This window comes from Pseudomonas sp. KH_046_1, assembly GCF_057839025.1.
On the sequence record NZ_CM174481.1, the window covers coordinates 675939 to 700544 of the forward strand.

Here is a 24606-nt window from a genome sequence, read left to right on the forward strand (position 1 = left end):
TGCGGGGCGACTGAGCAACTTGGAGTTTCTTGATGACTACCGATACAGATCGTAAAAATGCACGCGAATTGCTTGAACAACTTGCAAATCCACCCCTTGAACAACCACCATCGGCCGCGCCCGTGTTGCCACCCGTGAGCCCGCCCTTCATTTCCGAAGACGATGCTGCATTTTGGGTTCACCAGCATGAGCGCGTGAGCGACAGAGAGTACGGTGCACTCATTTTGCGGCGCCCTGACGGTAAATTTGTCGCCACTACTCCGTTAAAAGGTGAGGCATCAAGTTTCGATATTGAGCGTTTGCTGGCGTACGACCGACAGACCCGGACGATCACCCATCCAGCGGGATTCATTTGCGTGGGTACTTATCACAGCCATCCGGACTCTGCGGAAAGGTTTGCCCGAGCTTATCCCAGATACAACGAGTACCAGGTCAAGTTGCATCAGGCGCTCCCATCGACCGTCGATCTTTCTACAACTTTCCGACATGTGGATATCTTTAAAACCGATTACATTTCAGGTCCCGATGGATCACTGGTGGCCTACTCCATCAATCCGCAGAACGCATCCGGCAGTCCTGAATACGGGTTGGGTTCGACACCCGAAAGTCGAATCAAGAGAATTGTGAGTATTGGACAGATGCGAGTCCTCGATCCAGGCACCCTTTTGGGTGGATTTCGCGGCCCGATCACGGCTGAATGGACTGCCAACCAGCCGGTCATACCCGGACCTCCCGCCCTCCAACCGTTCTATACGTCGGTTTTTGAAGATCCGGCGTCGGCGTTGAATGCAGCCTTGAGTCGCGTGTCCGCCACAGCAGCGAATCTGCGCGTGGGATTTATCCTCAGGCATCGCGACCGTGACGAATATGTCGCGACTTTGCCGTTCCACCGACCTGATGGATTGTTGGCAATCGAGCAGGTATTTCCCGCGACGCCAGACGGTTTTCTGTTACCAGATAATCAGACGTTGGCAGGTGTGTACCTGGGGCCAGAGTTGCTGGCGACGCCACTACCGGAAAAAGAGGCTGACCTGTATCAGCAATTTTTCTCACCCCAGTCATTGGTGTTCAGTGTTCTGCAGGCTCGGGGATCAGGGTTGGTGGACACCTCCTTGGGTTATTCGGTGTTCCGCCAGACCCCGGACGGTGCATTGCTGAAGTACCACAGCACGTTTTCTGAGGCCGAAGCCTGGGTTATCAAGACCGAAGGGGCGATGGGCGTCAACATCGATAAACTCTTGCTGGGTGGACATCTGAGCGCTAAGGATTTTGTCTTGTGTGTTGCAGTAACGGGCGTACTGACGGTCGAAAAAAGTAGCCCGCTCTGGGATGTTGGCGGCGTGGTGGGTTCTGAATGGCTGCCCTATGCAGGGTCAAACCGCATCACCCCGGTTTCTGAATGAGCGCTGACAGTTCACTGCTCAGATCGTAACCAGCCCGCGCACGCCTTCGACCTCCATATTCACGCCGCGACCCTGTTGCACGATTTCGCCCCGGGACATCACCAGGTATTGATCGGCCAGTTCGGCGGCGAAATCGTAGAACTGCTCGACCAGTAGAATGGCCATGTCGCCCCGGGCCGCGAGTTTTTTGATCACGGCACCGATCTCCTTGATCACCGACGGCTGGATGCCTTCGGTGGGTTCGTCGAGGATCAGCAGGCGAGGGCGACTGGCCAGCGCGCGGCCGATGGCCAGTTGTTGTTGCTGGCCACCGGACAAGTCGCCACCCCGGCGTTGCTTCATTTGCAGCAGCACCGGGAACAGCTCGTAGATGAACGCCGGCACTTCCTTCGCTTCGCTGCCGGGAAAGCGCGACAGGCCCATCAGCAGGTTTTCTTCCACGGTCAGGCGGCCGAAGATCTCCCGGCCTTGCGGCACGTAGGCGATTCCGGCGTGCACACGCTGGTGCGGCTTGAACGTGGTGATCGGCTTGCCTTCCCAGTTCACGGCGCCTTCCTTGGCTGGCAGCAGGCCCATCAGGCATTTGAGCAGCGTGGTCTTGCCCACGCCGTTTCGGCCGAGCAGGCAGGTGACTTCGCCGACCTTCACGTCAAACGTCAGGCCGCGCAGGATGTGGCTTCCGCCGTAGTACTGGTGCAGTTTTTCGACTTGCAGCATGTTCGAATTCCTTCTGTTTTACACAGAAACCTGTGGGAGCGGGCTTGCTCGCGAATGCGGACTGACATTCAACATTTGCATCGACTGGCACACCGCTTTCGCGAGCAAGCCCGCTCCCACATGGGTCGGTGTTCACATGTCTATCGACCGAGATAAACCTCGATCACCCGCTCGTTGTCCTGTACCTGCTCCAGCGACCCTTCGGCCAGCACGCTGCCCTGATGCAACACCGTGACGTGGTCGGCAATCGAACCGACGAAGCCCATGTCGTGTTCCACCACCATCAGCGAGTGCTTGCCGGCCAGGCTTTTGAACAGCTCGGCAGTGAATTCGGTTTCGGCGTCGGTCATGCCCGCCACCGGCTCATCGAGCAGCAGCAATTGCGGGTCCTGCATCAGCAACATGCCGATCTCCAGGAACTGCTTCTGACCGTGGGACAGCAAACCGGCGGGGCGATTGACCGATGAGGTCAGGCGAATGGTCTCCAGCACTTCGGCGATGCGGTCTTTTTGTTCGCCATTCAAGCGAGCGCGCAAACTGGCCCACACCGACTTGTCGGTTTTCTGCGCCAGTTCCAGATTCTCGAACACGCTCAAGGCTTCGAACACCGTGGGTTTCTGGAACTTGCGACCGATGCCGGCCTGGGCGATCTGCACTTCGCTCATTTGCGTCAGGTCCAGGGTTTCGCCGAACCAGGCCTTGCCGTGACTGGGACGGGTTTTGCCGGTGATCACGTCCATCAGCGTGGTCTTGCCCGCGCCGTTGGGGCCGATGATGCAGCGCAGTTCACCGACGCCGATGTACAGGTTCAGATTATTCAGCGCGCGGAAGCCGTCGAAGCTGACACTGATGTCTTCCAGGGTCAGGATGGTGCCGTGGCGGGTGTTCAGACCTGGCCCGACGCGTTGGCCAAGGCCGATGGCATCGCGGCTGCTGCCGGCGTCCTTGTTGGGCTCCACAGGAAAAAACGCTGGTTCGAGCATGAATTCAGCAGTTGCAGTGACTCTCATTGCTCACCTCTTTTCTTCAACAGACCGATCACGCCCTTGGGCAAATACAGGGTCACGACGATGAACAGCGCGCCGAGGAAGAACAGCCAGTACTCGGGGAACGCTACGGTGAACCAGCTCTTCATGCCGTTGACCACGCCGGCGCCGAGCAACGGGCCGATCAAAGTCCCGCGCCCGCCCAGTGCTACCCATACTGCTGCTTCGATCGAGTTGGTCGGCGACATCTCGCTCGGGTTGATGATCCCCACTTGCGGCACGTACAGCGCACCGGCCAGGCCGCACAACACCGCGCTCAAAACCCACACGAACAACTTGAAGCCGCGCGGATCGTAGCCACAGAACATCAGGCGGTTCTCCGCATCGCGTAGCGCGGTCAGGACCCGGCCGAACTTGCTCTGCGCCAGACGCCAGCCGATGTACAGGCTCGCCACCAGCAACAGCACCGTGGCGAAAAATAGCACCGCGCGGGTGCCTGGCTCAGTGATGCCGAAGCCAAGAATCGTGCGGAAATTGGTGAAGCCGTTGTTGCCGCCGAAGCCGGTTTCGTTGCGGAAGAACAGGAGCATCCCGGCGAAGGTCAGGGCCTGGGTCATGATCGAGAAGTACACGCCCTTGATCCGCGAACGGAAGGCGAAGAAGCCGAACACCAAGGCCAGCAAGCCCGGTGCCAAAACCACCAGGCACAGGGTCCAGAGGAAGCTGCTGGTGCCGGTCCAGAACCACGGCATTTCGGTCCACGACAGGAAGGTCATGAATGCAGGCAAGCCATCGCCCGAGGCCTGACGCATCAGGTACATGCCCATGGCATAGCCGCCGAGGGCGAAGAACAGGCCGTGGCCGAGGGACAGCAGGCCGGCGTAACCCCACACCAGATCCAGTGCCAGTGCGACGATGGCGTAGCAAAGAATTTTGCCCACCAGCGTCAGTGTGTAGGCCGAAACGTGCAGCGTGTTGTCGGGCGATAACAGCGACAGCAGCGGTAGTGCCAACAGCAGAACGAGGATCACTGCACCGACGGCAATCGAGACTTTGGGGCCGGCTTTTTGGGTCGCGGTAACGAGCAGGGGCTGGTTCATCAGTCGATCACCCGTCCTTTGAGTGCGAAGAGGCCTTGCGGACGCTTCTGGATGAACAGAATGATCAGCGCGAGGATGAGGATCTTGCCGAGCACGGCACCGATCTGCGGTTCGAGAATCTTGTTGGCGATCCCCAGGCCGAACGCCGCCAGCACGCTACCGGCCAACTGACCGACACCGCCGAGCACCACCACCAGGAACGAGTCGATGATGTAGCTCTGGCCGAGGTCCGGGCCGACGTTGCCGATCTGGCTCAGGGCCACGCCACCGAGGCCGGCGATGCCCGAGCCGAGGCCGAAGGCGAGCATGTCCACGCGCCCGGTGGGTACGCCGCAGCAGGCGGCCATGTTGCGGTTCTGGGTGACGGCGCGAACATTCAGGCCCAGGCGAGTCCTGTTCAGCAGCAGCCAGGTCAGCACCACCACAAACAGCGCAAAGGCAATGATGACGATGCGGTTGTACGGCAGCACCAGGTTCGGCAGCACTTGAATGCCGCCCGACAGCCACGCCGGATTGGCCACTTCGACGTTCTGCGCGCCGAACACCAGGCGAACCAGTTGAATCAGCATCAGGCTGATGCCCCAGGTGGCGAGCAGGGTTTCCAGCGGACGGCCGTAGAGGTGGCGAATCACCGTGCGCTCCAGCGCCATGCCGATGGCCGCGGTGACGAAAAACGCCACGGGCAGCGCGATCAGTGGATAGAACTCGATGGCCTGCGGTGCGAAGCGCTGGAACATCAGTTGCACCACATAGGTCGAGTAGGCGCCGAGCATCAGCATCTCGCCGTGGGCCATGTTGATCACGCCGAGCAGGCCGAAGGTGATTGCCAGCCCCAGGGCGGCGAGCAGCAGAATCGAACCCAATGACATGCCACTGAAGGCCTGCCCCAGGAGCTCGCCGACCAGCAGTTTGCGTTTGACTTGAGCCAGGCTGGTTTCGGCAGCCGTGCGTACATTGGCATCGGCCTCAACGCCAGGTTCGAGCAAACCTTCGAGGCGGGTGCGGGCCAGCGGGTCGCCGGTTTCGCCGAGCAAGCGCACAGCGGCCAGCCGTACGGCCGGGTCGGCATCCACCAGTTGCAGATTCGCCAGGGCCAGACTGAGGGCGGCGTGAACGCCCTCGTCCTTTTCGCCCGCCAACTGCTGGTCGAGGAATTTCAACTGCGCCGGCTTGGCACTTTTCTGTAGTTGCTGCGCAGCACTCAGACGGAGTTTTGCGTCGGCGGCGAGCAATTGATGACTGGCCAACGCGGTGTCGATCAGACCCCGCAGGCGGTTGTTCAGACGCAGGGTTTTCGGCTGGCCGTCGACGGTCAACTCGCCTTGTTGCAGGGCGTTGATCAATTCGATACGGGCCGGATCGGGCTGCGCCGCCCAGGCTTCCAGCAGCCTGGCTTGCTGCACGGGATTGGCGGCGACGAAATCTTCGGCGTCGCCGGCGTGGACGGCCATCGGCAGTAAAAATGCGATGGCGAAGATGAGACGATAAAGGGCGGTGGGCATAGATAGTCGCCTTGACGCGGACATTGTGGGAGCGAGCCTGCTCGCGATAGCGGTTGTTCAGTCACAGAAATGTTGAATGTGCCGCCGTCATCGCGAGCAGGCTCGCTCCCACAGGAATTTGTGTCAGGCCCGAATGCTTGGGCCCGACACCCAATGGCTCAGTTGCTCTTCACCGCATACTCCGGTTTCTTGTCGTTGCCCGGAATGAACGGGCTCCACGGCTGGGCGCGGATCGGACCATCGGTCTGCCACACCACGTTGAACTGACCGTCGGCCTGGATCTCGCCGATCATCACCGGCTTGTGCAGGTGGTGATTGGTCTTGTCCATGGTCAGCGTGTAACCGGACGGCGCGGCAAAGGTCTGGCCGGCCAGGGCTTCGCGGACTTTGTCGACGTCGGTGGATTTGGCTTTTTCCGCCGCTTGCGCCCACATGTGGATACCGACGTAAGTGGCTTCCATCGGGTCGTTGGTCACCGCCTTGTCGGCGCCCGGCAGGTTGTGTTTCTTCGCGTAGGCTTTCCAGTCATCGACGAATTTCTTGTTCACCGGGTTCTCGACCGATTCGAAGTAGTTCCACGCCGCCAGGTTGCCCACCAGTGGCTTGGTGTCGATGCCGCGCAGTTCTTCTTCGCCGACCGAGAACGCCACGACCGGAACGTCGGTGGCTTTCAGGCCCTGGTTCGCCAGTTCTTTATAGAAGGGCACGTTGGAGTCGCCGTTGACGGTGGAGATAACCGCCGTCTTGCCACCGGCCGAGAACTTCTTGATGTTGGCGACGATGGTCTGGTAGTCGCTGTGACCGAACGGGGTATAGACCTCTTCGATGTCCTTGTCGGCCACGCCTTTGGAGTGCAGGAACGAACGCAGGATCTTGTTGGTGGTGCGCGGGTAGACGTAGTCGGTGCCGAGCAGGAAGTAGCGCTTGGCGCTGCCGCCTTCTTCACTCATCAGGTATTCAACGGCAGGGATCGCCTGCTGGTTCGGCGCCGCGCCGGTGTAGAACACGTTCGGCGACATTTCTTCGCCTTCGTATTGCACCGGGTAGAACAGCAGGCCGTTGAGTTCTTCGAACACCGGCAGTACCGATTTGCGTGACACGGAAGTCCAGCAACCGAACACTACGGCGACCTTGTCCTGGGTCAGCAATTGACGACTTTTCTCGGCGAACAGCGGCCAGTTCGAGGCAGGGTCGACCACCACCGGCTCCAGCATCTTGCCGTTCACGCCGCCCTTGGCGTTGATCTCGTCGATGGTCATCAGCGCCATGTCTTTCAACGACGTTTCGGAGATCGCCATGGTTCCGGACAACGAATGCAGAATACCGACCTTGATGGTCTCGGCGGCCTGGACAGTCCAGGTCATGCCCATCGCGGCGATGCTTGCCGAGAGTGTGAAAGCCTTGATCAAACTGCGACGCTTCATTGTGCGATCTCCATGAACTTATGAGTTTTCTTGGTTGGCAGATGCGGACTACTGAAGGTGTGTTTTGCAAGGGCTGTGCCCGGTCGGCAAAAGGCAGGGAAATGCCGTTTTAGAGCGGTTGAGCGGTTTGATGTCGCACCATGAAGGATCGCGTCTGGCGCGTTGGTGCGAAGAGCTGCGCCAGATTGGGGCGGGTAGCATCGATCAATTGTGGGAGCGGGCTTGCTCGCGAAGAGGGTGTGTCAGACAACATGAATGGCAACTGAAACACCGCATTCGCGAGCAAGCCCGCTCCCACAAGGTCAGCGGCGCAACAAATCAGCTTTTAATGCAGGTTTCAAAACCATGTCCACCACCTTCGTACTCTGGACCGTAATAGTATTTGCTGAAGGACACTTCTCCTTCAGGGGTTGAAGTGATTTTTGCAATTCCAACTCCGTAGTCTTTAAGCGCTGGATCCGTGTGGGCAAAGTACATGGCGAGGGAGTTAAGGTTGGCGGCGGCGAACCCGTCATAGTGGGACTGGTCGGGCAGGATCAACGTAAAGTTGTAGGCGCTATACTCGCCGCTGCTTTGTTCGGCGTTTAGTTTCATTTGGATGACGCCGCTGAATTCGCCAATGTGGCTGTCCACGCCGGTACATGCGTACTGCCCGCTGTAATCAGGACCGTTGAATGGGAGGGGGGCTGCCCATACAGGGGCCGAAATGAACGCGAAGGTTGTGACAATCTTTTTGAACATCTTTACCTCTTTCCGCTTTTGTAGGAATTATGTCGGTTAAGTTGTAGGAGTTATCTTTATCAAAGTGTGCGGGAGTCAGTTACTTGTTCGCTCGCGGGTCGGAGTGTAAATTTGTTCGTAAAGTTGTTCATGGTTAACTTGAGACAATGTTTTTCAACGCGAGAGCGGCTTGGAATAAGTTACCTGTCTGAGTAAACAAGTTGTTAGCGGCGGCGCATCAAGCCGATGAAGAACAACCCGCCAATTGCTGCAGTGGCAACACCGATGGGCAAGTCTTCGGGGGCGATCAGTGTCCGGGCGGCGACGTCGACCCAAACCAGAAAAACGCTGCCGAGCAACACGCACACCGGCAACAATTTTCGGTGTTCAGCGCCGGCCAGGCGCCGTGCAATGTGCGGCACCATCAGCCCGACAAAACCGATCGAGCCACTGATCGACACCAGCACCCCGGTCATCAATGACGCAATCAGAAACACTCGCAGGCGTACGGTGCGTGCATTCAGGCCCAGGGTCACCGCCGTCTGCTCACCGGCCATCAGTGCATTCAGCGGTCGCGCCATGCCCAGCAGCAACATCAGCCCGAGCAATACACTGGCTGTCGGCACCGCCAGCAGCTCCCAGCGTGCCAACCCGAGCCCGCCGAGCATCCAGAACATCACTGCCGAACTGGACCGATGGTCGCCCATGAACAGCAGCAAATTGGCAATCGCCATCATCACGAACGACACCGCCACGCCACACAGCAGCAAGCGGTCACTGTCGAGGCGACCCTGGCGACTGGCGATCATCAGCACCACCAGCATGCTCAGCAATGCACCGATAAATGCCGCGATCGGCAAGGTCAGCAGGCCAACGATTTCACCGACATGCAGCACCACGATGACTGCGCCCAAGGTCGCACCGGAAGTCACGCCGAGTAGATGAGGGTCAGCCAACGGGTTGCGCGTGACCGCTTGCAGCACCGCGCCGATCAACGCCAGGCCGGCGCCCACCAACGCGCCGAGCAGCATGCGCGGGACGCGGATCAGCCAGACGATATGCTCTTGTCCAGGGTTCCAGTCCGGCACACCGAAACCGAACAGTTTGTGCAACAGGATGCGCCACACCACATCCAGCGGCACCCGTGCCGGGCCGAAACCCAGGGACACCACGCACGACACCAGCAACAGGGTACCGAGGGCGATCAGCAACAGGGCGTAGCGACGGTTGATCATTCGCCGTGGAAACCCTTGGCCAGGGTGGCGACCGCCAGCACGTTATCGATCCCCGGCGTGGCCTGCACGTAAGGGATGACGATGAAGCGCTGGTGCTTGATCGCGTCCACCGAGTGCAGGGCCTTGTTGCTCAGCAGGAACTGAATCTTCTGTTCGGCAGTGATTTCGCTGTAGTCGACAATCACGATCACCTGCGGGTTGCGCTCGACCACGGTTTCCCAATTGACCCGGGTCCAGCTCGCGTCGACATCCTCCAGGACATTGCGTCCGCCAGCGGCGTCGATCAGTGCTTGCGGCATGCCCAGACGCCCCGAGGTCATGGCCCGGTCTTCGCCGCTGTCGTACAGGAAGACCCGCGGTTTTTCCGCGGGCAGGTCTTTGCGAATATTCGCCACTTGCGCCTGCATGTCGGCGATCAGGGCATTGGCGCGGTCCTGTACGTCGAAGATTCTGCCGAGGTTGCGCAGATCGTTGTAGGTGTCTTCGAGGCTGGCCGGCGGGCGCTTCATCACGAAGGCGCAGGATTCGCTCAGCTCGTACACATTGATGCCCAGCGGTTGCAGGGTTTGTGGCGTGAGATCGCCGCCGATACGCATGCCGTAGTCCCAGCCGGCGAAGAAGAAATCGACGTTGGCATTGAGCAGGGTTTCCACCGACGGGTACTTGGCCACCAGTTCCGGCAGGCCTTCGAGAATACCCTGCATCTCGGGCGTCACGGCCTTCCAGCCACTGATGCCGCTGTAACCGGCCATCTGCGGTTTGAGGCCGAGGGCGAGCATCATCTGGGTCATGTTGATGTCGTGGCTGAGGGCGTGTTGTGGTGCCTGCTTGAAAGTCACTTCGCGGTTGCAGCTTTTGATTGTCAGCGGGTAACGGGTGGCTTCGGCCAATGCCTGGGCGCAGCCCAGCAGCATCACGAGAGGGAGGCAGCAGCGCAGCAGGGAACGCAAAGTCATGGTTGGGTTATCCAGGTGATTCGTGGGTAGCCGTGCAGTGGGTGTTCATCGATCAGTGCTTCGACGCCGAACACATTGCGCAGCAGCGCAGCCGTCAGGACTTCTTTTGGCGTGCCGCTGGCGACGATACGACCATGATTGATCACGTACAGCCGATCACAAAAAGCCGCCGCCAGATTGAGGTCGTGGATGCTTGCCAGGGTGCCGATGTTCAAGCGCGTGACCAACTGCAAAAGCTCAAGCTGGTAACGCGGGTCGAGGTGGTTGGTCGGCTCGTCGAGGATCAGCAATTGTGGTTGCTGGGCCAGGGCGCGGGCGAGGATGACTCGCTGTTTTTCACCACCGGAGAGAGTGACGAACCCGTGGTCTTCGAAGCCCTTGAGGCCGACGGATTCCAGGGCCTGATTGATCAGGTCGCGGTCTTCAAAGGTGTCGCCATCGAACAAGCCTTTATGCGGGGTGCGGCCCATGGCGACCACTTCCTCGACGGTCAGGCCGAAGGCATCAGGGAATTCCTGCAACACAACGGCGATGCGTTGCGCGCACCAGCGCGAGGATTGTTTCCAGACGTTCTGGTGATCGAGTCTGACCTCGCCGCTTTCCGGTTTGTTGAAGCGCCAGGCACATCGCAACAGGCTGGTCTTGCCGCTGCCGTTGGGGCCGATCAGTCCGACGAACTCACCGGCGGCCACCTGTAGCGAGGCGTCACGCAGCTGGAATTGATGATGGCAATGGCCGTGACCCAGTGGGGACCAGGTGAGGTTTGTGAGGTTCAGCGAGGTCATGCAGTGGCTCTTGAGGTGATGCTGATGGCCCCATCGCGGGCAAGCCCGCTCCCACAGGTCTTATGCAATCCCTGTGGGAGCGGGCTTGCTCGCGATGGGGCTGAGTTGATGCGCGGGGAGTTTACAGTGCCTTTCGCCCCGCGCATCTCGCCTGTTTCATGATGAAGATGAGGCGCTCTCAGTCTGCCGGGTGAAGCGCGACAGCAGCACACGATCCAGCACCCACACCGCCACCAGCGAAGCGCCCACCAACGGGAAGGCCACCGCCAGGGCAAACATGATCACCATCGCGGTTTTCCATTTCGGCAGGTCGTGGCGCAGCGGCGGCACGCCGAGTTTTCCTTGCGGGCGGCGCTTCCACCAGATCACCACGCCGCTGACCGCGCTGAGCAAAATCATCAGGCAGATCAGCAACACGACGATCTGGTTGAAGGTGCCGAACATCTTGCCTTCGTGCAGCATCACGCCGATTTCCGTGGCGCGGGCGACGGTGCCGTAGTGCTCGAAACGTACATCGGCCAGGACCTTGCCGGTGTATTGATCGATGTGCAGCGTGGCGTCATTGCGCGGGTCGTCGGCGAACAGGGCGATGGTGAACACGCCGGTTGCAGTGGTCGGCAGGGTGATGCTGTAACCCGGTTCGACCTTGCGCTCTCTGGCGATGTTTTGTACGTCCTGCAGGCGGATGGTCGGCGAGGCCGGGCCGGCCGCTGCACCGTCGTGGGCCATGTGCTCGGCATGGTCGCCGGACATCGGCATTGGCGTGTTTTCCATGGCCCACGGCACGGTCTGGCGGGTGGCGGTGTTGAGGCTGCGCGCCTCGACGTCGGACTTCGGCACGTCATCCCACATGGCTGCCGGGAACACGTTCCACACTTCGGCGTACTGCTTGCCCCAGAAGCCGGTCCAGGTCATGCCGCTGAGCAGCATCACCAGCAGCAGGGACGCGCCCCAGAACCCGGTGACCGCGTGCAGGTCGCGCCACAATACGCGACCACGACTGTTCAGGCGTGGCCACAAGATGCCTGCCGCCTGACCGCGCGGCCACCACAGGAAGATGCCGGACACCACCAGCACCACGCCCCAACCGGCGGCCAGTTCGATCAGCCGATCGCCAACGGTGCCGATCATCAGCTCACCGTGAATCGACCGGGCGATGGCTTGCAGGTTCTTCTTGGCGTCTTGCTCGCCGAGGATGTCGCCGTGGTACGGATCGACGAAAACGTTCAGCTCCTTGTCATCGTTGAGCACGACAAACTGCGCGCTGCGCTCGGCGTTGACCGGTGGCAGGTATTGGGTGACCTGGCCTTGTGGATAAGCTGTTTTCACCCGTGTCAGCAGGTCGTCGGCCGGAACGGTGTGATGACCGGCCGGGACGTTGAGCAGGCTGCTGTACATCAGCGAGTCGAGCTGCGGTTTGAACAGGTAGAGGGTGCCGGTCAGGGCCAGCATCACCATGAATGGCGCAACGAACAATCCGGCATAGAAATGCCAGCGCCAGGCCAGGTTGTAGAAATTCACTTTGGGCTGTTTCATCACGTGTGCTCCGCTTGGCTGGATCTTTTAGTTGTTTGTTTTGCGGTTGCTGCGCAACCGACCGCGAGCAGGCTCGCTCCCCTGTAGGAGCGAGCTTGCTCGCGAAGCTTTTAGAAACTCATGTCCACCTTGGTCCAGAGCGTTCGCCCCGGCTCCTTGATGGCTTGCGGGTCATTGGCCGGGTAGCCGAAGCCGGCGTTGCCGGCCAGGTTCAAGTGCTCGGCGTAAGCCTTGCCGAACAGGTTGTCGACGCCGCTGCTGACCTTCCAGTTGTTGTTGATCCGATAGGCACCGTTGAGGGAGAACACGCCGAAGCCCGGCGTTTTGTCGAAGTCCTTGCCGACCACGTTGCCCTTGTTCTGGTCGATGCGGTTTTGCGCGGCGACCACTCTCCACAGTGCGCCGGCGCTCCAGTTGTCTTCGCTGTAGGTCAGGCCGAAACGGGCATCCAGCGGCGGCATCTGCGGCAATGCACTGCCATCGCTGCTGTTCTTGCCCCAGGCGTAGGCCAGGGTCGCGTCGGCTTTCCAGTTGTCGGTGAAGTCGTAAGCGGCCCCCAGTTCACCGCCCATGATTCGCGCGTCGATGTTTTCGGCTTGCGAGGTCGTACCCATCATTGTCGGGGTGTAGTTGAACAGGATGTAATCGCGCACCTGCCCGACGTAAGCCGAGGCCCAGGCTTCGAGGTCTTCGGTCTTGTATTGCAGGCCAAAATCGAGCTGGGTGGTTTTTTCCGGCTTGATCGAATCGAAGGCATTCACCGAACCGGCGGGGCCGGACTTGGGTGAAAACAGCTCCCAGTAATCCGGGAACCGCTGGGTGTGACCGAGGCCGGCATACAAGGTGGTCGGGCTGTCGGCCAGGTCATGCTCGTAGCGGATGAAACCGCTCGGCAGGGTATCGGCGCGGGTGTCGTCGGCGGTCGGATTCGGGCGGGTCATCATGCCCGAGCCGATGGTCTGCCGAAAATCCTTGGCCGAGGCGCGGTCCAGGCGTGCGCCGCTGATCAGGCGGTCACGGTCGGCGGCGTACCAGGTCAGTTCGCCGAACACACCGTAGTTATGGAAGTCGGCATCCTTGGTGTACGGCAGGTTCTTGTAGGTGTCGACGCCCATGGCGCCGCGCTGGCGATGTTCGTTGGTCTGCGCGTCGATACCGCTGATCAGCTGCACATCAGCCCAGCGCCAGGTGGCCTTGACCCGGGCGCCGAGGGTGCGGCGGTCGACGTTGGAGGCCATGGGGCCGGCCATCATCCCGGTACCGGACGGCGTGCGCAGGGTGTAGTTGTCCATCACGTGGTCGGCGTAGTTGTAGTAGATCTGCGCTTCGACCTTGTCCAGCACCTCGCCGATATTGGACTGCTCGAACCGCAGGCCGAGGCTTTCACGCAGGAACTGCGAACCGTCCATGCCGCGCCCGGCGTAGCGGGCTTCACCATCGCCACGGCCGGCGGTCAGTTCCAGCAAGGTGTCTGTATTCGGCGTCCAGCCGACGGCCACGTCGCCGTTCCATTTGTCGTAGCGCGACGCCACTGTGTCGTTGTTGCCGTCCTGGTAGTCGTCGGAGTGCGCGGTGTTGCCGATGACCCGCACGTAACCCGACTGACCGCCGGCTGCGGCGTCCACCAGTTTGTCGAAGCGGCCGTAGGAGCCGGCCAGCACGCTGGCGTTGACCCGTGTGCCGAGTTCGCCGAAGTGCTCCGGCTCGCGGTCGAACAGAATGGTCCCGGCCGAAGAGCCAGGCCCCCACAGCACGGTTTGCGGGCCCTTGATTACGGTGAGTTTGTCGTAGGTTTCCGGCGAGATGTAGGAAGTCGGGGCATCCATCCGGCCCGGGCAGGCACCGAGCATCATGCCACCGTTGGTGAGGATGTTCAGCCGCGAACCGAACATGCCGCGCAGCACCGGGTCACCATTGGTGCCGCCGTTGCGCACCATGGCAAAGCCGGGGATGGTTTTCAGGTAATCGGCGCCATCGCTGGCCGGCACCGGTTGGCGCGGGTCCTTGGGATTGGTGACGATGGTCAATGGAGAACTGGGCGCAACGGCGGTAATCACTGTCGGGCTCAGTTCTTCAGTGTGACCGGAGTGTTCATCGGCCAGCGCAGAAGGCGCCAGCAAAGCACCGCACAGGATCGCGGTGGCGTGCCTGAAACGAGCGCTGGATTCGTTCAGGGCAAAAGAGGCTTGGGCAGGGCTCAAGCACGGGACAGCGGAAAACCTGGACATGACAATTTCCATCGAACAGTCGTAAACGACACGGCCGGCAGCCTGCACAATCCATGTGGGAGTGAGCGTTGGCTGTCTTGCGGACCGTGCGAAATCAGAAGTGAGTGTTTACGCGACGATGGGCGGGGCGCGGGTACGGGCGCCGGGGAAGAAGGTTTGCCGGGCATGGCCCTGGCGCGCAGAGGGTGTGGTGAAGGTATTGACGGGCGGGATGACGAAGTTGGCGAAAGACACGCCACCGGTCAGCGCCGGGCAATTGAACAGCAGGCTGCAATAGCCGCACTTTTCCCATAGCACATGGTGCCCGGGGGCTGGCGGGCAATGCTCGGCGGTGGCTTGCGTGGCATGGTCGGCATGCTCCATCGCCGACATGTCCATGCTCATACCCGCAGGCATGGTCATCGACATGGCGCGCGAATCCATCGGCATCGACTGAGAAATCAGTGGACCGATAAAGATCATCAGCATGGCGAACAGGCTGATCCAGCTGCCGCGTGTCAGGCTCAATGCCTGATTGCGTGACCTGGATGACCTGGCGCTAAGCGGGCGCATAGGCGTATTCAGCGCAGGAGGTTATTGCGCGTGCTTGTGTTCTTGCATGGCGTCCGGCGCCTGCTTCTGCACCGCGACTTCGACCGTCACGTCACCGGACTTCTCGAAGTGCAGCGTCATGGGGAAACGCTTGCCGTCAACAAGCAGGCTGCGGTCCTTGAGGCCCAGCAACATCACGTGATAGGCCATCGGCGCGAAAGTGACCTCGCCTCCGGCGGGCACTTCCACGCTCGGTACGTGCTGCATTTTCATCATGTCGCCTTGCATCACGTGCTCATGCAATTGCGCTTCGCCCGCAATGGGGGTGTCGACGCTGAGCAGGCGGTCGGCGGTCTTGCCTTCATTGTCGATCACGAAATACGCCGCAACGGTGGGCGCATTGGGTGGCAACTCCTGGGACCACGGATGAGCGATTTCCAGTGTGCCGACCTTGTATTCGTGGGCATTGGCAAAGCAGGCAGGCAGCAGCAACGCAGCCAGAACGATGAGTTTGTTCAACATGGCAGTTCTCCGGAACGATTTAAAACGCAGTCAATTGCGAGAAAAAATCACACCAGAGGGGACGCGCGGGGGTTGAGGCTCGGCCATTGCTGGCGCGGCGACGGGCTTTCGAGGGAGGTGGCGGGCAGGCTTCGGTTGGATTCGAAGTGCGCGAAATACAGCTGTGGCGAATGCCCCGGTAACGCCACCAATGGCGCAGAACCGGAGCAGCACCAGCAATGCTGCATGTTGGAATGATCGTCGTTTTGCGGGGCTTTCTGTTCAAGGTCCCCGATGGAAATCGCCACCATCCTGGTGCCACTGGCGCTGCAGAAACTGCCCCACAACAACTGTTCGGCAGGTGACTTCGCCGTTTGCGCCATCGCTCCGGACATCGGCATGGCGAGCATGTTGAACAGCACTGCGAAGCAGGCTATCCAGGCAATTGCGAGCCGTTGTCGGGACATGGGACAAAATCCGTTTGGGTGGGCGATCAGGCGCGGGCTATTTAGCCTGATCAGGGCCGATAAGTAAAAAGGCGGCGTGCGGTTTGGTGTCGCAGCAAAAAGACGTCAGCTCAGTGCGCACGTACTGCATGTACTTGTATTTCTACTCCAAGCGTAGCGCGAATTACGGCGAATATTGCAGCCAGGTTGTCCATGCTTGGGTTGCCTTTGGCGGACAACATTCGATGGAGGCTTTTGCTGGGCTTTGCCGTTTCCTTTGCCAGTTCTTCAAAACCAACGGTGGCGTTGATGAGGTCGCGCAGGATGATCCGCGCCAATTCGGGTTCGCCGTTAAGAAACAGAGTAGCAGCCTCATCCAACAGTGCCTGGGCGAACTCGGGATCACGTTGGGCACGCTCGGCAATGGTGTGTTTGTAGCTTCGGGTGAGCGCCATGACGTTATCTCCGGTGTCGTTCGGTCTTTTTTCGGGATCGAAACTCGGCTATCAGTACTTTCGCCTGCTTGATGTCAGTTTTTTGTGTGGACTTGTCACCGCCACCAAAAAGGATGATCAGGTGTTTCCCTTCTTGAACGAGATAGATTCTATAGCCCGGGCCCCAATTTATCCGGTACTCGCCAAACCCGTCGAACCACTTGATGTTTGATGTGTTTCCTAACTCAAGGCGCAGCAACTCGGTAGATACCTTAAGCGCGGCCTGCGCATTCAAGTTGGAAAACCAGCGACCAAAGGGGCTGGTTTCGTTTTCCTGTACGTATTCTTCGAGTGTGATCACAGGCGGCCCTGACGGTAACAAATAGGTTACTTATCATGCAAGCCGATAATCCTGACCTAATGAACGAAGATCGACAACGCGCCAAGTGTTTCCTCAGGCGTCAGGAACTCCCAATCAACCCCCGGCAACACCGGTCGTTTCAAGACAATCACCGGCACACCACGTTCACGCGCCACTTCCAGCTTCGGCTCGGTCGCCGTGCTGCCGCTGTTCTTGCTGATCAGCACATCGATGTTTCGCCGTTCGAACAACCCACGTTCATCGTCGATCAGGAAGGGTCCCCGTGCGCCGATCACTTCGCAGCGCTCGTTGCCCGGGTACACATCCAGTGCGCGCAGGGTCCAGAATTGCTCCGCAGGAATTTCGTTCAGGTGTTGCAGGGGCTCGCGACCGAGGGTGAACAGCGGGCGACGGAAGGGCTTCAGGGCTTCGATCAGTCCGGCCCAATCGCTGACTTCCCGCCAGTCATCACCCGCCTGGGCTTGCCAGGCCGGACGCCGTAACGCCCAGCAGGGAATGCCGCTCAAGCGCGCGGCGGTCGCGGCGTTCTGGCTGATTTGGGCGGCGTAGGGGTGAGTGGCGTCGAGCAGCAGATCGATGCCTTCATCGCGAATAAATTGCGCCAGACCCTCGGCACCACCGTAGCCGCCGACGCGAACCCGGCATTGCAGATCCGTCGGCACCCGACCGACACCGGCCAGGCTGTAGATATGTTGCGGTCCCAGCGTGCGGGCAATGGCCATGGCTTCGGTCACGCCGCCGAGCAACAGGATGCGCTTCATTGAAATGCTCCGGCATGGCCAACGATTCCGCCCTGGCGATCGATGGCGAAGACTTCCACCTGAACCTGCGCCGGCACCACGCTACGGGCAAAGTCCAGGGCGTGCTGACAGACTGCATCACCCAGAGCGACCCCGGCTGCGGCGGCCATGGCCAGTGCCTGCTGGCTGGTGTTGGCCTCGCGAATATTCTGCTGCAGTGCCGCATCGGCGCCGACCTGCGCCGCCCACAGCGCCAGTTGCGGCAGGTCAATGCTCGAATGGCGACTGTGCAAATCCATGTGCCCGGCCGCCAGTTTGCTGATCTTGCCGAAACCACCGCACAGGCTGAGTTTATCCACGGGTACTTTGCGCAGGTGCTTGAGCACGGCGCCAACGAAGTCGCCCATTTCGATCAGGGCGATTTCCGGCAGATTGTAGACCCGGCGCATGGTGTCTTCACTGGCGTTGCCGGTGCAGGCGGCGATGTGCAGGTAACCGTTGGTTTTCGCCACGTCGATGCCCTGGTGGATCGAGGCGATGTAGGCCGCACAGGAAAACGGCCGGACGATGCCACTGGTGCCGAGGATCGACAGACCGCCAAGAATGCCCAGGCGCGGGTTCATGGTCTTCAGTGCCAGTGCCTCGCCGTTCTCGACATTGACCGTGACCTCGAAGCCGCCGCTGTAGCCGAGTTCGTCGGCCAGTCGGGCCAAGTGTTCGCTGATCATTTTGCGCGGCACCGGGTTGATCGCGGGCTCGCCGACACCCAGCACCAGCCCGGGCCGGGTCACGGTGCCGACGCCGCGACCGGCCTTGAAGCGAGTCCCCGGTTCGCTGCTCAGGCGCACCTGGGAGTAGAGCAGGGCACCGTGGGTCACGTCCGGATCGTCACCGGCGTCCTTGAGGGTTCCCGCTTCGGCGCCGTCCTCGGTGAGGCGGCAAAACTCCAGGCGCATCTGCACCTGTTTGCCCTTGGGCAACTCGATTTCCACCGCATCGGCCGATGTGCCAGCCAGCAGCAGACGCGCGGCGGCGAGGCTGGTGGCCGTGGCGCAACTGCCGGTGGTCAGGCCACTGCGCAGGGGGGCGGGTTGTTCGGCGGTTTCGTCACGCATCGAAGGGTTTCGTCACGTCCAGCAAGGTAATCGGCAAGGCCTGGCGCCAGGTGTCGAAGTCGCCCAGCGGTTGTGCCTGGGCGATATGAATGCGGGTCAACTCCCCGCCGTGTTGCTCGCGCCAGGCCATCAGGGTCATTTCACTTTGCAGGGTGACTGCGTTGGCAATCAGCCGGCCGCCGGGTTTGAGTTCGGCCCAACAGGTATCGAGCACGCCTTCGCGGGTGACACCGCCGCCAATGAATATCGCATCCGGCCGCTCCAGTCCGGCCAATGCCTGTGGCGCGCTGCCGCGAACCAGTTGCAGGCCGGGAACGCCGAGGGCATCGCGGTTATGTTCGATCAACGCTTGTCGGCCCGCATCCGCCTCGATGGCCAGTGCGCGGCAACCGGGGTGGGCGCGCATCCATTCGATGCCGATCGAGCCACTGCCGGCGCCGACGTCCCACAACAGTTCGCCAGGGACCGGGGCCAGGCGCGCGAGGGTGATGGCGCGCACATCGCGTTTGGTCAATTGGCCGTCGTGCTGGAACGCCGAGTCCGGCAGACCGGCCAGTCGCGACAGGCGCAGCGTGTTCGGCTCGGCGATGCACTCGATGGCGATCAGGTTCAGGTCGGCGATCACAGGATCGGCCCAGTCGCTGGCGGTGCCATCGATGCGACGTTCGGCTTCACCGCCCAAATGTTCGAGCACGGTTATTCGGCTCGGACCGAAGCCACGTTCGCGCAACAGTGCAGCGATGGGGGCGGGGCTGCGGCCGTCGTTGCTCAACACCAGCAAGCGCACGCCACTGGACAATTGCGCGTTGAGTGCGGCGACGGGGCGGGCAACCACCGACAACATGACCACTTCCTGCAAGGGCCAACCCATTCGCGCCGCGGCCAGTGAGCAGGAGGACGGCGCAGGAAGCGTGAGCATCTCGGCCGCGGGGAGTTGCCGGGCGAGGCTGGCGCCGACGCCGAAAAACATCGGATCGCCACTGGCCAGGACGCAAACGGGCTCGCCACGGTGCGACAGCAGCGACTCAAGGCAGAAGGGGCTCGGCCACGGCTGGCGCTCGCCGCGTATGCACGGCGGGAGCAAATCCAGGTGTCGTTGGCCGCCGAAGATTTTCGCGGCGCACAACAACGCATGCCGGGCGTTCTTGCCCAGGCCCTTGAAACCGTCTTCGCCGATGCCTACTACCGTCAGCCAGGGTGCCATGCCATTCCTCAATCACGCGTTCAACGTTGTTGGGCGGCATGATAGCGCGGGTTCCTTGAGCTGACTGCCTTGTCTTCCCGACCGGAGTCTTTTCATGCAGCGAAGTAAAGCAGGCATAATACCGCGCACTTTCGCCGTGAACTGCCTCGCCACCTGAACGGGTCCGCCTTGAACGAACGTCCACTGTCCACTGCCTTACGCCCCTCGGCCTGTCCGGGGTTGCTGCGTATTGTCCCGGCACTGGATGGCGGTATCTGCCGGATCAAGTTGGACGGTGGTTCGATCAGCAGCGACCAGGGCGACGCCGTAGCGTCTGCGGCCGAGCGTTACGCCAGCGGAGCGATCGAGGCGACCAACCGGGCCAATCTGCAGATCCGTGGCATTGGCGATGAGCAAGCGGCGTTGATCGATAGCCTGCTGGCCGCCGATCTGGGGCCGCGCACGGCGGCTGGCGACGATGTGCGCAACCTGATGCTCAGCCCCGGCGCCGGGATCGATCGGCGCATGCTGTTCGACACTCGCCCGCTGGCCGGACAGATTCTCGCCACACTGCAAAGCCAGGAAGCGTTCCACGACCTCAGTGCCAAGTTCGCCGTGCAACTCGATGGTGGCGAAGACCTGACGATGCTCGAGCATCCCCATGACCTGTGGCTCTCGGCGTTTGAACAAGACGGCGAGCAACGGCTGGCGTTCGGTCTGGCGGGATGCCCGACGGACAGCCCCGCCGGTTCGGTTGCACTGGCTGACGGGCACGCGCTGGTGGTCGCGGTCCTTGAGTTGTTCCTTGAACTGGCGTGTCCCGAGCAGACGCGGATGCGCCATTTGTTGGCTGAGTGCCCGATCGAGGGCATTGTGCTTCGACTGGCCGAGCGAGTGCCGCTGCAAGCTGTTGTCGGTTGGCAGCGGGTTTCGGGTTCCAGTGATTTGCACCTGGGTGCCCATCCCCAGGCCGAGTCCGGTGTTGTCTATGTGGGAGCCGTCCCGCCGCTGGGGCGGCTCGATCCGGCGATGCTGCGGGGGGTGGCACAACTGGCGCGCGAGTTCGGTGATTCCAGTCTGCGCTTCACACCCTGGCAAAGCCTGCTGCTGCCCAATGTCCGCATGGAAAACGCCGCCGAAGTCATACGGCGTTTGCAACGTCTGGGCTTGTCATGTGAAGCCGGTCAGCCATTGTCCCGGCTGATCGCCTGCACCGGTTCCAGCGGTTGCGCCAAGGGGGTGGCCGAGACCAAGGGCGATGCCCTGCAACTGGCCACACTGCTGCACCGCCATGGACCGGCGCTGAACATGCACCTGAGCGGTTGCCCGCGTTCCTGCGCCGCTGCACATACGGCGCCCGTCACATTACTGGCCGTCGCCCACGGTCACTACGATCTCTATTTTCGCGATGCAGCGCAGCCGGGCTTCGGCGCGCTGCACGCACGCAACCTTACTATTGAAGCGGTCGCGGCCCTGCTCGACGCCCGCTCACGGAGCCCCCTTGATGCTTGATTACATCCGCGACGGTCAGGAGATCTATCGCAACTCCTTCGCGATCATTCGCGCTGAGGCCAACCTTGACCGAATCCCGGCCGATCTGGAGAAACTCGCGGTCCGTGTGATTCACGCCTGCGGCATGGTCGAGGCCATCGACGGTTTGCAGTTTTCCGAAGGGGCGGGCAAGGCCGGGCGTGATGCGCTGGCGGCCGGCGCGCCGATTCTGTGCGATGCGCGGATGGTCTCCGAAGGCGTGACCCGCGCACGGTTGCCGGCGAACAATCCGGTGATCTGCACCTTGCGCGACGAGAGTGTTCCGGAACTGGCGCGTGAATTGGGTAACACTCGCTCAGCCGCTGCGCTGGAACTGTGGCGTCCGCACCTCGAAGGCAGCGTGGTGGTCATCGGCAACGCCCCGACGGCACTGTTTTACCTGCTGGAAATGCTCGACGCCGGAGCACCGAAACCGGCGCTGATCCTCGGTTTTCCAGTGGGCTTCGTCGGTGCCGCCGAATCCAAGGCAGCGCTGGCGGCGGATAGCCGTGGCGTGCCTTTTGTCATCATGCAGGGTCGCCTGGGCGGTAGCGCCATGGCCGCCGCTGCCGTCAATGCCCTCGCCACGGAGATCGAATGATGCAGCAACCTGGACGTTTGATCGGCCTCGGCGTCGGCCCCGGTGATCCGGAACTGATTACCATCAAGGCTCTGCGTTTGCTGCGCGAGTCGCCGGTGGTGGCGTATTTCGTGGCCAAGGGCAAGAAAGGCAACGCCTTCGGCATCATCGAAGAGCATCTGCAGGAAGTGCAGAATCTGTTGCCGCTGGTATATCCAGTGACCACCGAGGCGTTGCCGGCGCCGTTATCCTACGAGCAAGTGATCAGCGACTTCTACGATGACGCCGCCGACGAACTGGCGACGCATCTCGATGCCGGTCGCGACGTGGCGGTGATCTGCGAGGGCGATCCGTTCTTCTACGGCTCCTACATGTACCTGCACGACCGGCTCGCTGAGCGTTATCAGGCCGAAGTCGTGCCGGGCGTGTGCTCGATGCTCGGCGGGGCCTCGGTGCTCGGTGCGCCGCTGGTGTATCGCAATCAGAGTCTGTCGGTTTTGTCCGGTGTGCTGCCGCACGACGAACTCAAGCGTCGCCTGGCCGATGCCGATGCGGCCGTCATCATGAAACTGGGGCGCAACTTTCCCAAGGTTCGCCAGGTGCTGGAGGAACTCGGCCTGGCCGAACGTGCGTTGTACGTCGAGCGCGCAACCATGGCCAATCAGAAGATCGTGTCGCTGGATCAGGTCGAGCCGATGTCCTCGCCGTATTTCTCGCTGATCATCGTTCCCGGTGAAAGGTGGCAAGGCTGATGACCCGTCCAGTTCCGGCGATTGTCATTCTCGGCAATGGCAGCCTCGCTACCGCACGCAGCATTCAGCAGGTGTACCCTGCAGCCCTTATCCATGGCCTGGCCGAACGGGTCGAAGGCGCGGATCGGGCCTATCACGAATTCGGCGCGACCCTGCGCGAGCTCTATCAACAGGGCACACCGATCATTGCCCTGTGCGCGGCGGGGATCGTGATCCGCACGCTGGCGCCCCTGTTGCTGGAAAAGGGCGCCGAGCCACCGGTATTGGCGGTGGCTGAAGACGGCAGTGCCGTGGTTCCACTATTGGGCGGTCTCGGTGGGGTGAATGTGATGGCGCGGGAGATTGCCGCCGTGCTTGAAGTCGCCGCGGCGATCACCACCAGCGGCGAGTTGCGTTTCGGCACGTGCCTGCTCAACCCGCCCAGCGGTTATGCCCTTGGCGATCTGGAACTGGGCAAGCGGTTCGTTTCCGATTTGCTCGCCGGCGAAACCGTGCGCATCGAGGGTGAGGCTCCGTGGCTGGCGCAGGCGCAGTTGCCCGAAGATGCGCAGGCTCGACTGGCGGTGCATGTCGGTCATGTCGAACGGACACCCGCGGCCAACGAATTGTTGATCTACCCGCGCAATGTGGTGGTCGCCGTGGACGCTGGTCTGGTGAACGTCGTGGAGGTGGTGCGGGAGGCGTTGCATCAGGCAAGAATCGCCGTGCAGTCGCTGGCCTGCCTGTTGGCCGCCGACACCGAGATGGCCAGCGCGGCGTTGCGCGAAGCTGCGCTTGAATTGGGCGTGCCGTTGCGCTTTGGTCACGCTGAGGAGGGCCTTGGAGAACGTCTGCGTACTGCCGTGGGCCAACCCGTTTCCATGTTTGGGAACGACACTGTTGCCATTGCGGTAGCAGAGCAACCGCTGGACCCGTTGCAGATCGGCCACCCTCGCGGACGCCTGGCGGTGATCGGCCTCGGGCCGGGTGCTGCCGAGCTGATGGTGCCGGCCGTGAAGGCTGAACTGGCCCGGGCAACCGACGTGCTGGGCTACGAAACCTACGTGCGCATGGCCGGGCCGTTTCGCGCCGATCAGGTGTTGCATTGCACGGACAACCGCGAAGAGATGCAGCGCGCCCGTCACGCTTTCGAACTGGCGGCCCAAGGGCGTTCGGTGGTGGTGGTTTCTTCAGGTGATCCGGGGGTGTTCGCCATGGCAGCGGCGGTGCTGGAAGCGTTGCATGAATCCAGCGACGCCCATTGGCATAACGTTGATCTCGAGATTTTGCCGGGGGTTTCCGCCTCGCTGGCGACAGCCGCCCAGGCAGGTGCGCCGCTGGGGCATGACTTCTGTGTGCTGTCGCTGTCGGATAACCTCAAGCCCTGGGCAATCATCGAGAAACGCCTGGACCTGGCCGCTCAAGCCGATCTGGCCTTGGCCTTTTACAACCCGATTTCCCGTTCGCGGCCATGGCAACTGGGCCAGGCGCTGGACATCGTCGCCCGGCACCGTGTGCCTGAGACTCCTGTGGTGTTGGGCCGGGACATCGGGCGTCCGGGGCAGACGCTGCGGGTCACCACCCTTGGCCAGTTGACCCCGGATCAGGTCGACATGCGCACCATGGTGTTGATCGGTTCATCCCTGACCTGCGTTTTTCCACGCACTGGCGGCGGGGAGTGGGTCTACACGCCACGCTGGTATGGCAGTAAACCAGTATCCTGAGTTGTAGCGGCCTGGTTTTCCGGGCCGCTGTTTCAAAAAATACAAACTAACGATTAGCCCATGGTCAATGAAAGTTGTCGTGGGTTTTTTGATGCTTGCTATTTGAAATAAGTTTTA

The 24606-nt window shown here is 61.3% G+C and carries 24 protein-coding genes; 5 read left to right on the forward strand and 19 right to left on the reverse strand.

The window, feature by feature from the left end; all coding sequences use genetic code 11:
• Nucleotides 1-32: 32 nt before the first annotated feature.
• Complete coding sequence (locus AC3IT9_RS02975) at nucleotides 33-1403, forward strand: DUF4329 domain-containing protein (RefSeq protein ID WP_489271982.1); 1371 nt, start codon at nucleotides 33-35, stop codon at nucleotides 1401-1403.
• A gap of 18 nt (nucleotides 1404-1421) precedes the next feature.
• On the opposite strand, the gene urtE is transcribed toward AC3IT9_RS02975, so the two are convergent.
• The 19 genes from urtE to cbiE all read right to left on the reverse strand — a co-directional run bounded on the left by urtE (nucleotide 1422) and on the right by cbiE (nucleotide 19945).
• Complete coding sequence (gene urtE, locus AC3IT9_RS02980) at nucleotides 1422-2120, reverse strand: urea ABC transporter ATP-binding subunit UrtE (protein WP_489271984.1); 699 nt, start codon at nucleotides 2118-2120, stop codon at nucleotides 1422-1424.
• Nucleotides 2121-2260: 140 nt separating this feature from the next.
• A complete protein-coding gene (gene urtD, locus AC3IT9_RS02985; protein WP_150727834.1) occupies nucleotides 2261-3130 on the reverse strand; it encodes an urea ABC transporter ATP-binding protein UrtD in 870 nt (289 codons plus the stop codon).
• A complete protein-coding gene (gene urtC / locus AC3IT9_RS02990) occupies nucleotides 3127-4206 on the reverse strand; it encodes an urea ABC transporter permease subunit UrtC (protein WP_489271986.1) in 1080 nt (359 codons plus the stop codon). The genes urtD and urtC overlap by 4 nt, the downstream gene beginning before the upstream one ends.
• Nucleotides 4206-5708, reverse strand: a complete 1503-nt coding sequence (gene urtB, locus AC3IT9_RS02995; RefSeq protein WP_489271987.1) for an urea ABC transporter permease subunit UrtB — start codon at nucleotides 5706-5708, stop codon at nucleotides 4206-4208. The genes urtC and urtB overlap by 1 nt, the downstream gene beginning before the upstream one ends.
• A gap of 158 nt (nucleotides 5709-5866) precedes the next feature.
• A complete protein-coding gene (urtA, locus tag AC3IT9_RS03000) occupies nucleotides 5867-7132 on the reverse strand; it encodes an urea ABC transporter substrate-binding protein (protein WP_489271989.1) in 1266 nt (421 codons plus the stop codon).
• A 318-nt stretch (nucleotides 7133-7450) separates the two neighbouring features.
• Complete coding sequence (locus AC3IT9_RS03005) at nucleotides 7451-7873, reverse strand: hypothetical protein (RefSeq protein WP_150755857.1); 423 nt, start codon at nucleotides 7871-7873, stop codon at nucleotides 7451-7453.
• 203 nt (nucleotides 7874-8076) lie between these two features.
• Nucleotides 8077-9087 carry a FecCD family ABC transporter permease gene (locus tag AC3IT9_RS03010; protein ID WP_489271990.1) on the reverse strand — a complete coding sequence of 337 codons (1011 nt, stop codon included), beginning with the start codon at nucleotides 9085-9087 and terminating at the stop codon, nucleotides 8077-8079.
• Nucleotides 9084-10043, reverse strand: a complete 960-nt coding sequence (locus AC3IT9_RS03015) for an ABC transporter substrate-binding protein (RefSeq protein ID WP_489271991.1) — start codon at nucleotides 10041-10043, stop codon at nucleotides 9084-9086. Before AC3IT9_RS03015 ends, AC3IT9_RS03010 begins: the two co-directional genes overlap by 4 nt.
• Entirely contained in the window at nucleotides 10040-10828 is a 789-nt protein-coding gene (locus tag AC3IT9_RS03020; protein ID WP_489271992.1) for an ABC transporter ATP-binding protein, read from the reverse strand. Before AC3IT9_RS03020 ends, AC3IT9_RS03015 begins: the two co-directional genes overlap by 4 nt.
• 156 nt (nucleotides 10829-10984) lie before the next feature.
• Nucleotides 10985-12364, reverse strand: a complete 1380-nt coding sequence (locus AC3IT9_RS03025; protein ID WP_489271994.1) for a PepSY-associated TM helix domain-containing protein — start codon at nucleotides 12362-12364, stop codon at nucleotides 10985-10987.
• Nucleotides 12365-12474: 110 nt separating this feature from the next.
• On the reverse strand, nucleotides 12475-14592 hold the full coding sequence (locus AC3IT9_RS03030; RefSeq protein ID WP_489271995.1) for a TonB-dependent copper receptor: 2118 nt from the start codon (nucleotides 14590-14592) through the stop codon (nucleotides 12475-12477).
• 108 nt (nucleotides 14593-14700) lie between these two features.
• Nucleotides 14701-15144 (reverse strand): DUF2946 domain-containing protein, encoded by a 444-nt coding sequence (locus AC3IT9_RS03035; RefSeq protein WP_489271996.1) that lies wholly within the window; start codon nucleotides 15142-15144, stop codon nucleotides 14701-14703.
• Between the two features lie 21 nt (nucleotides 15145-15165).
• Nucleotides 15166-15645, reverse strand: coding sequence for a copper chaperone PCu(A)C (locus AC3IT9_RS03040; protein WP_489271998.1), 480 nt, complete (start codon nucleotides 15643-15645; stop codon nucleotides 15166-15168).
• 47 nt (nucleotides 15646-15692) lie between these two features.
• Nucleotides 15693-16091 (reverse strand): DUF2946 domain-containing protein, encoded by a 399-nt coding sequence (locus AC3IT9_RS03045; RefSeq protein WP_489271999.1) that lies wholly within the window; start codon nucleotides 16089-16091, stop codon nucleotides 15693-15695.
• 110 nt (nucleotides 16092-16201) lie between these two features.
• Entirely contained in the window at nucleotides 16202-16525 is a 324-nt protein-coding gene (locus AC3IT9_RS03050) for a helix-turn-helix domain-containing transcriptional regulator (RefSeq protein WP_150727822.1), read from the reverse strand.
• A gap of 4 nt (nucleotides 16526-16529) precedes the next feature.
• Entirely contained in the window at nucleotides 16530-16865 is a 336-nt protein-coding gene (locus tag AC3IT9_RS03055; RefSeq protein ID WP_489272000.1) for a type II toxin-antitoxin system RelE/ParE family toxin, read from the reverse strand.
• Nucleotides 16866-16921: 56 nt separating this feature from the next.
• The gene (locus AC3IT9_RS03060) at nucleotides 16922-17647 is read right to left on the reverse strand and encodes a cobalt-precorrin-6A reductase (protein ID WP_489272002.1); all 726 of its coding nucleotides are present in this window, start codon (nucleotides 17645-17647) and stop codon (nucleotides 16922-16924) included.
• Complete coding sequence (locus AC3IT9_RS03065) at nucleotides 17644-18741, reverse strand: cobalt-precorrin-5B (C(1))-methyltransferase (RefSeq protein WP_489272003.1); 1098 nt, start codon at nucleotides 18739-18741, stop codon at nucleotides 17644-17646. The genes AC3IT9_RS03060 and AC3IT9_RS03065 overlap by 4 nt, the downstream gene beginning before the upstream one ends.
• Nucleotides 18734-19945 carry a precorrin-6y C5,15-methyltransferase (decarboxylating) subunit CbiE gene (cbiE, locus tag AC3IT9_RS03070; RefSeq protein ID WP_489272004.1) on the reverse strand — a complete coding sequence of 404 codons (1212 nt, stop codon included), beginning with the start codon at nucleotides 19943-19945 and terminating at the stop codon, nucleotides 18734-18736. The genes AC3IT9_RS03065 and cbiE overlap by 8 nt, the downstream gene beginning before the upstream one ends.
• 168 nt (nucleotides 19946-20113) lie before the next feature.
• Here cbiE and cobG point away from each other — a divergent pair, with 168 nt between their 5' ends.
• Genes cobG through cobJ form a run of 4 tightly spaced genes read left to right on the forward strand, consistent with a single transcriptional unit; the run spans nucleotide 20114 to nucleotide 24489 of the window.
• On the forward strand, nucleotides 20114-21436 hold the full coding sequence (gene cobG / locus AC3IT9_RS03075) for a precorrin-3B synthase (RefSeq protein ID WP_489272005.1): 1323 nt from the start codon (nucleotides 20114-20116) through the stop codon (nucleotides 21434-21436).
• Complete coding sequence (locus AC3IT9_RS03080) at nucleotides 21429-22055, forward strand: precorrin-8X methylmutase (RefSeq protein ID WP_007979603.1); 627 nt, start codon at nucleotides 21429-21431, stop codon at nucleotides 22053-22055. Before cobG ends, AC3IT9_RS03080 begins: the two co-directional genes overlap by 8 nt.
• Nucleotides 22055-22786, forward strand: coding sequence for a precorrin-2 C(20)-methyltransferase (locus AC3IT9_RS03085; RefSeq protein ID WP_489273477.1), 732 nt, complete (start codon nucleotides 22055-22057; stop codon nucleotides 22784-22786). Before AC3IT9_RS03080 ends, AC3IT9_RS03085 begins: the two co-directional genes overlap by 1 nt.
• Entirely contained in the window at nucleotides 22786-24489 is a 1704-nt protein-coding gene (gene cobJ, locus AC3IT9_RS03090; RefSeq protein ID WP_489272006.1) for a precorrin-3B C(17)-methyltransferase, read from the forward strand. Before AC3IT9_RS03085 ends, cobJ begins: the two co-directional genes overlap by 1 nt.
• Nucleotides 24490-24606 lie beyond the last annotated feature (117 nt).

Coding starts and splice junctions, on each gene's coding strand:
- AC3IT9_RS02975 (WP_489271982.1), top strand. CDS start 33: ATGACTACCGATACAGATCGTAAAAATGCACGCGAATTGCTTGAACAA.
- urtE (WP_489271984.1), bottom strand. CDS start 2,120: ATGCTGCAAGTCGAAAAACTGCACCAGTACTACGGCGGAAGCCACATC.
- urtD (WP_150727834.1), bottom strand. CDS start 3,130: ATGAGAGTCACTGCAACTGCTGAATTCATGCTCGAACCAGCGTTTTTT.
- urtC (WP_489271986.1), bottom strand. CDS start 4,206: ATGAACCAGCCCCTGCTCGTTACCGCGACCCAAAAAGCCGGCCCCAAA.
- urtB (WP_489271987.1), bottom strand. CDS start 5,708: ATGCCCACCGCCCTTTATCGTCTCATCTTCGCCATCGCATTTTTACTG.
- urtA (WP_489271989.1), bottom strand. CDS start 7,132: ATGAAGCGTCGCAGTTTGATCAAGGCTTTCACACTCTCGGCAAGCATC.
- AC3IT9_RS03005 (WP_150755857.1), bottom strand. CDS start 7,873: ATGTTCAAAAAGATTGTCACAACCTTCGCGTTCATTTCGGCCCCTGTA.
- AC3IT9_RS03010 (WP_489271990.1), bottom strand. CDS start 9,087: ATGATCAACCGTCGCTACGCCCTGTTGCTGATCGCCCTCGGTACCCTG.
- AC3IT9_RS03015 (WP_489271991.1), bottom strand. CDS start 10,043: ATGACTTTGCGTTCCCTGCTGCGCTGCTGCCTCCCTCTCGTGATGCTG.
- AC3IT9_RS03020 (WP_489271992.1), bottom strand. CDS start 10,828: ATGACCTCGCTGAACCTCACAAACCTCACCTGGTCCCCACTGGGTCAC.
- AC3IT9_RS03025 (WP_489271994.1), bottom strand. CDS start 12,364: ATGAAACAGCCCAAAGTGAATTTCTACAACCTGGCCTGGCGCTGGCAT.
- AC3IT9_RS03030 (WP_489271995.1), bottom strand. CDS start 14,592: ATGTCCAGGTTTTCCGCTGTCCCGTGCTTGAGCCCTGCCCAAGCCTCT.
- AC3IT9_RS03035 (WP_489271996.1), bottom strand. CDS start 15,144: ATGCGCCCGCTTAGCGCCAGGTCATCCAGGTCACGCAATCAGGCATTG.
- AC3IT9_RS03040 (WP_489271998.1), bottom strand. CDS start 15,645: ATGTTGAACAAACTCATCGTTCTGGCTGCGTTGCTGCTGCCTGCCTGC.
- AC3IT9_RS03045 (WP_489271999.1), bottom strand. CDS start 16,091: ATGTCCCGACAACGGCTCGCAATTGCCTGGATAGCCTGCTTCGCAGTG.
- AC3IT9_RS03050 (WP_150727822.1), bottom strand. CDS start 16,525: ATGGCGCTCACCCGAAGCTACAAACACACCATTGCCGAGCGTGCCCAA.
- AC3IT9_RS03060 (WP_489272002.1), bottom strand. CDS start 17,647: ATGAAGCGCATCCTGTTGCTCGGCGGCGTGACCGAAGCCATGGCCATT.
- AC3IT9_RS03065 (WP_489272003.1), bottom strand. CDS start 18,741: ATGCGTGACGAAACCGCCGAACAACCCGCCCCCCTGCGCAGTGGCCTG.
- cbiE (WP_489272004.1), bottom strand. CDS start 19,945: ATGGCACCCTGGCTGACGGTAGTAGGCATCGGCGAAGACGGTTTCAAG.
- AC3IT9_RS03080 (WP_007979603.1), top strand. CDS start 21,429: ATGCTTGATTACATCCGCGACGGTCAGGAGATCTATCGCAACTCCTTC.
- AC3IT9_RS03085 (WP_489273477.1), top strand. CDS start 22,055: ATGCAGCAACCTGGACGTTTGATCGGCCTCGGCGTCGGCCCCGGTGAT.
- cobJ (WP_489272006.1), top strand. CDS start 22,786: ATGACCCGTCCAGTTCCGGCGATTGTCATTCTCGGCAATGGCAGCCTC.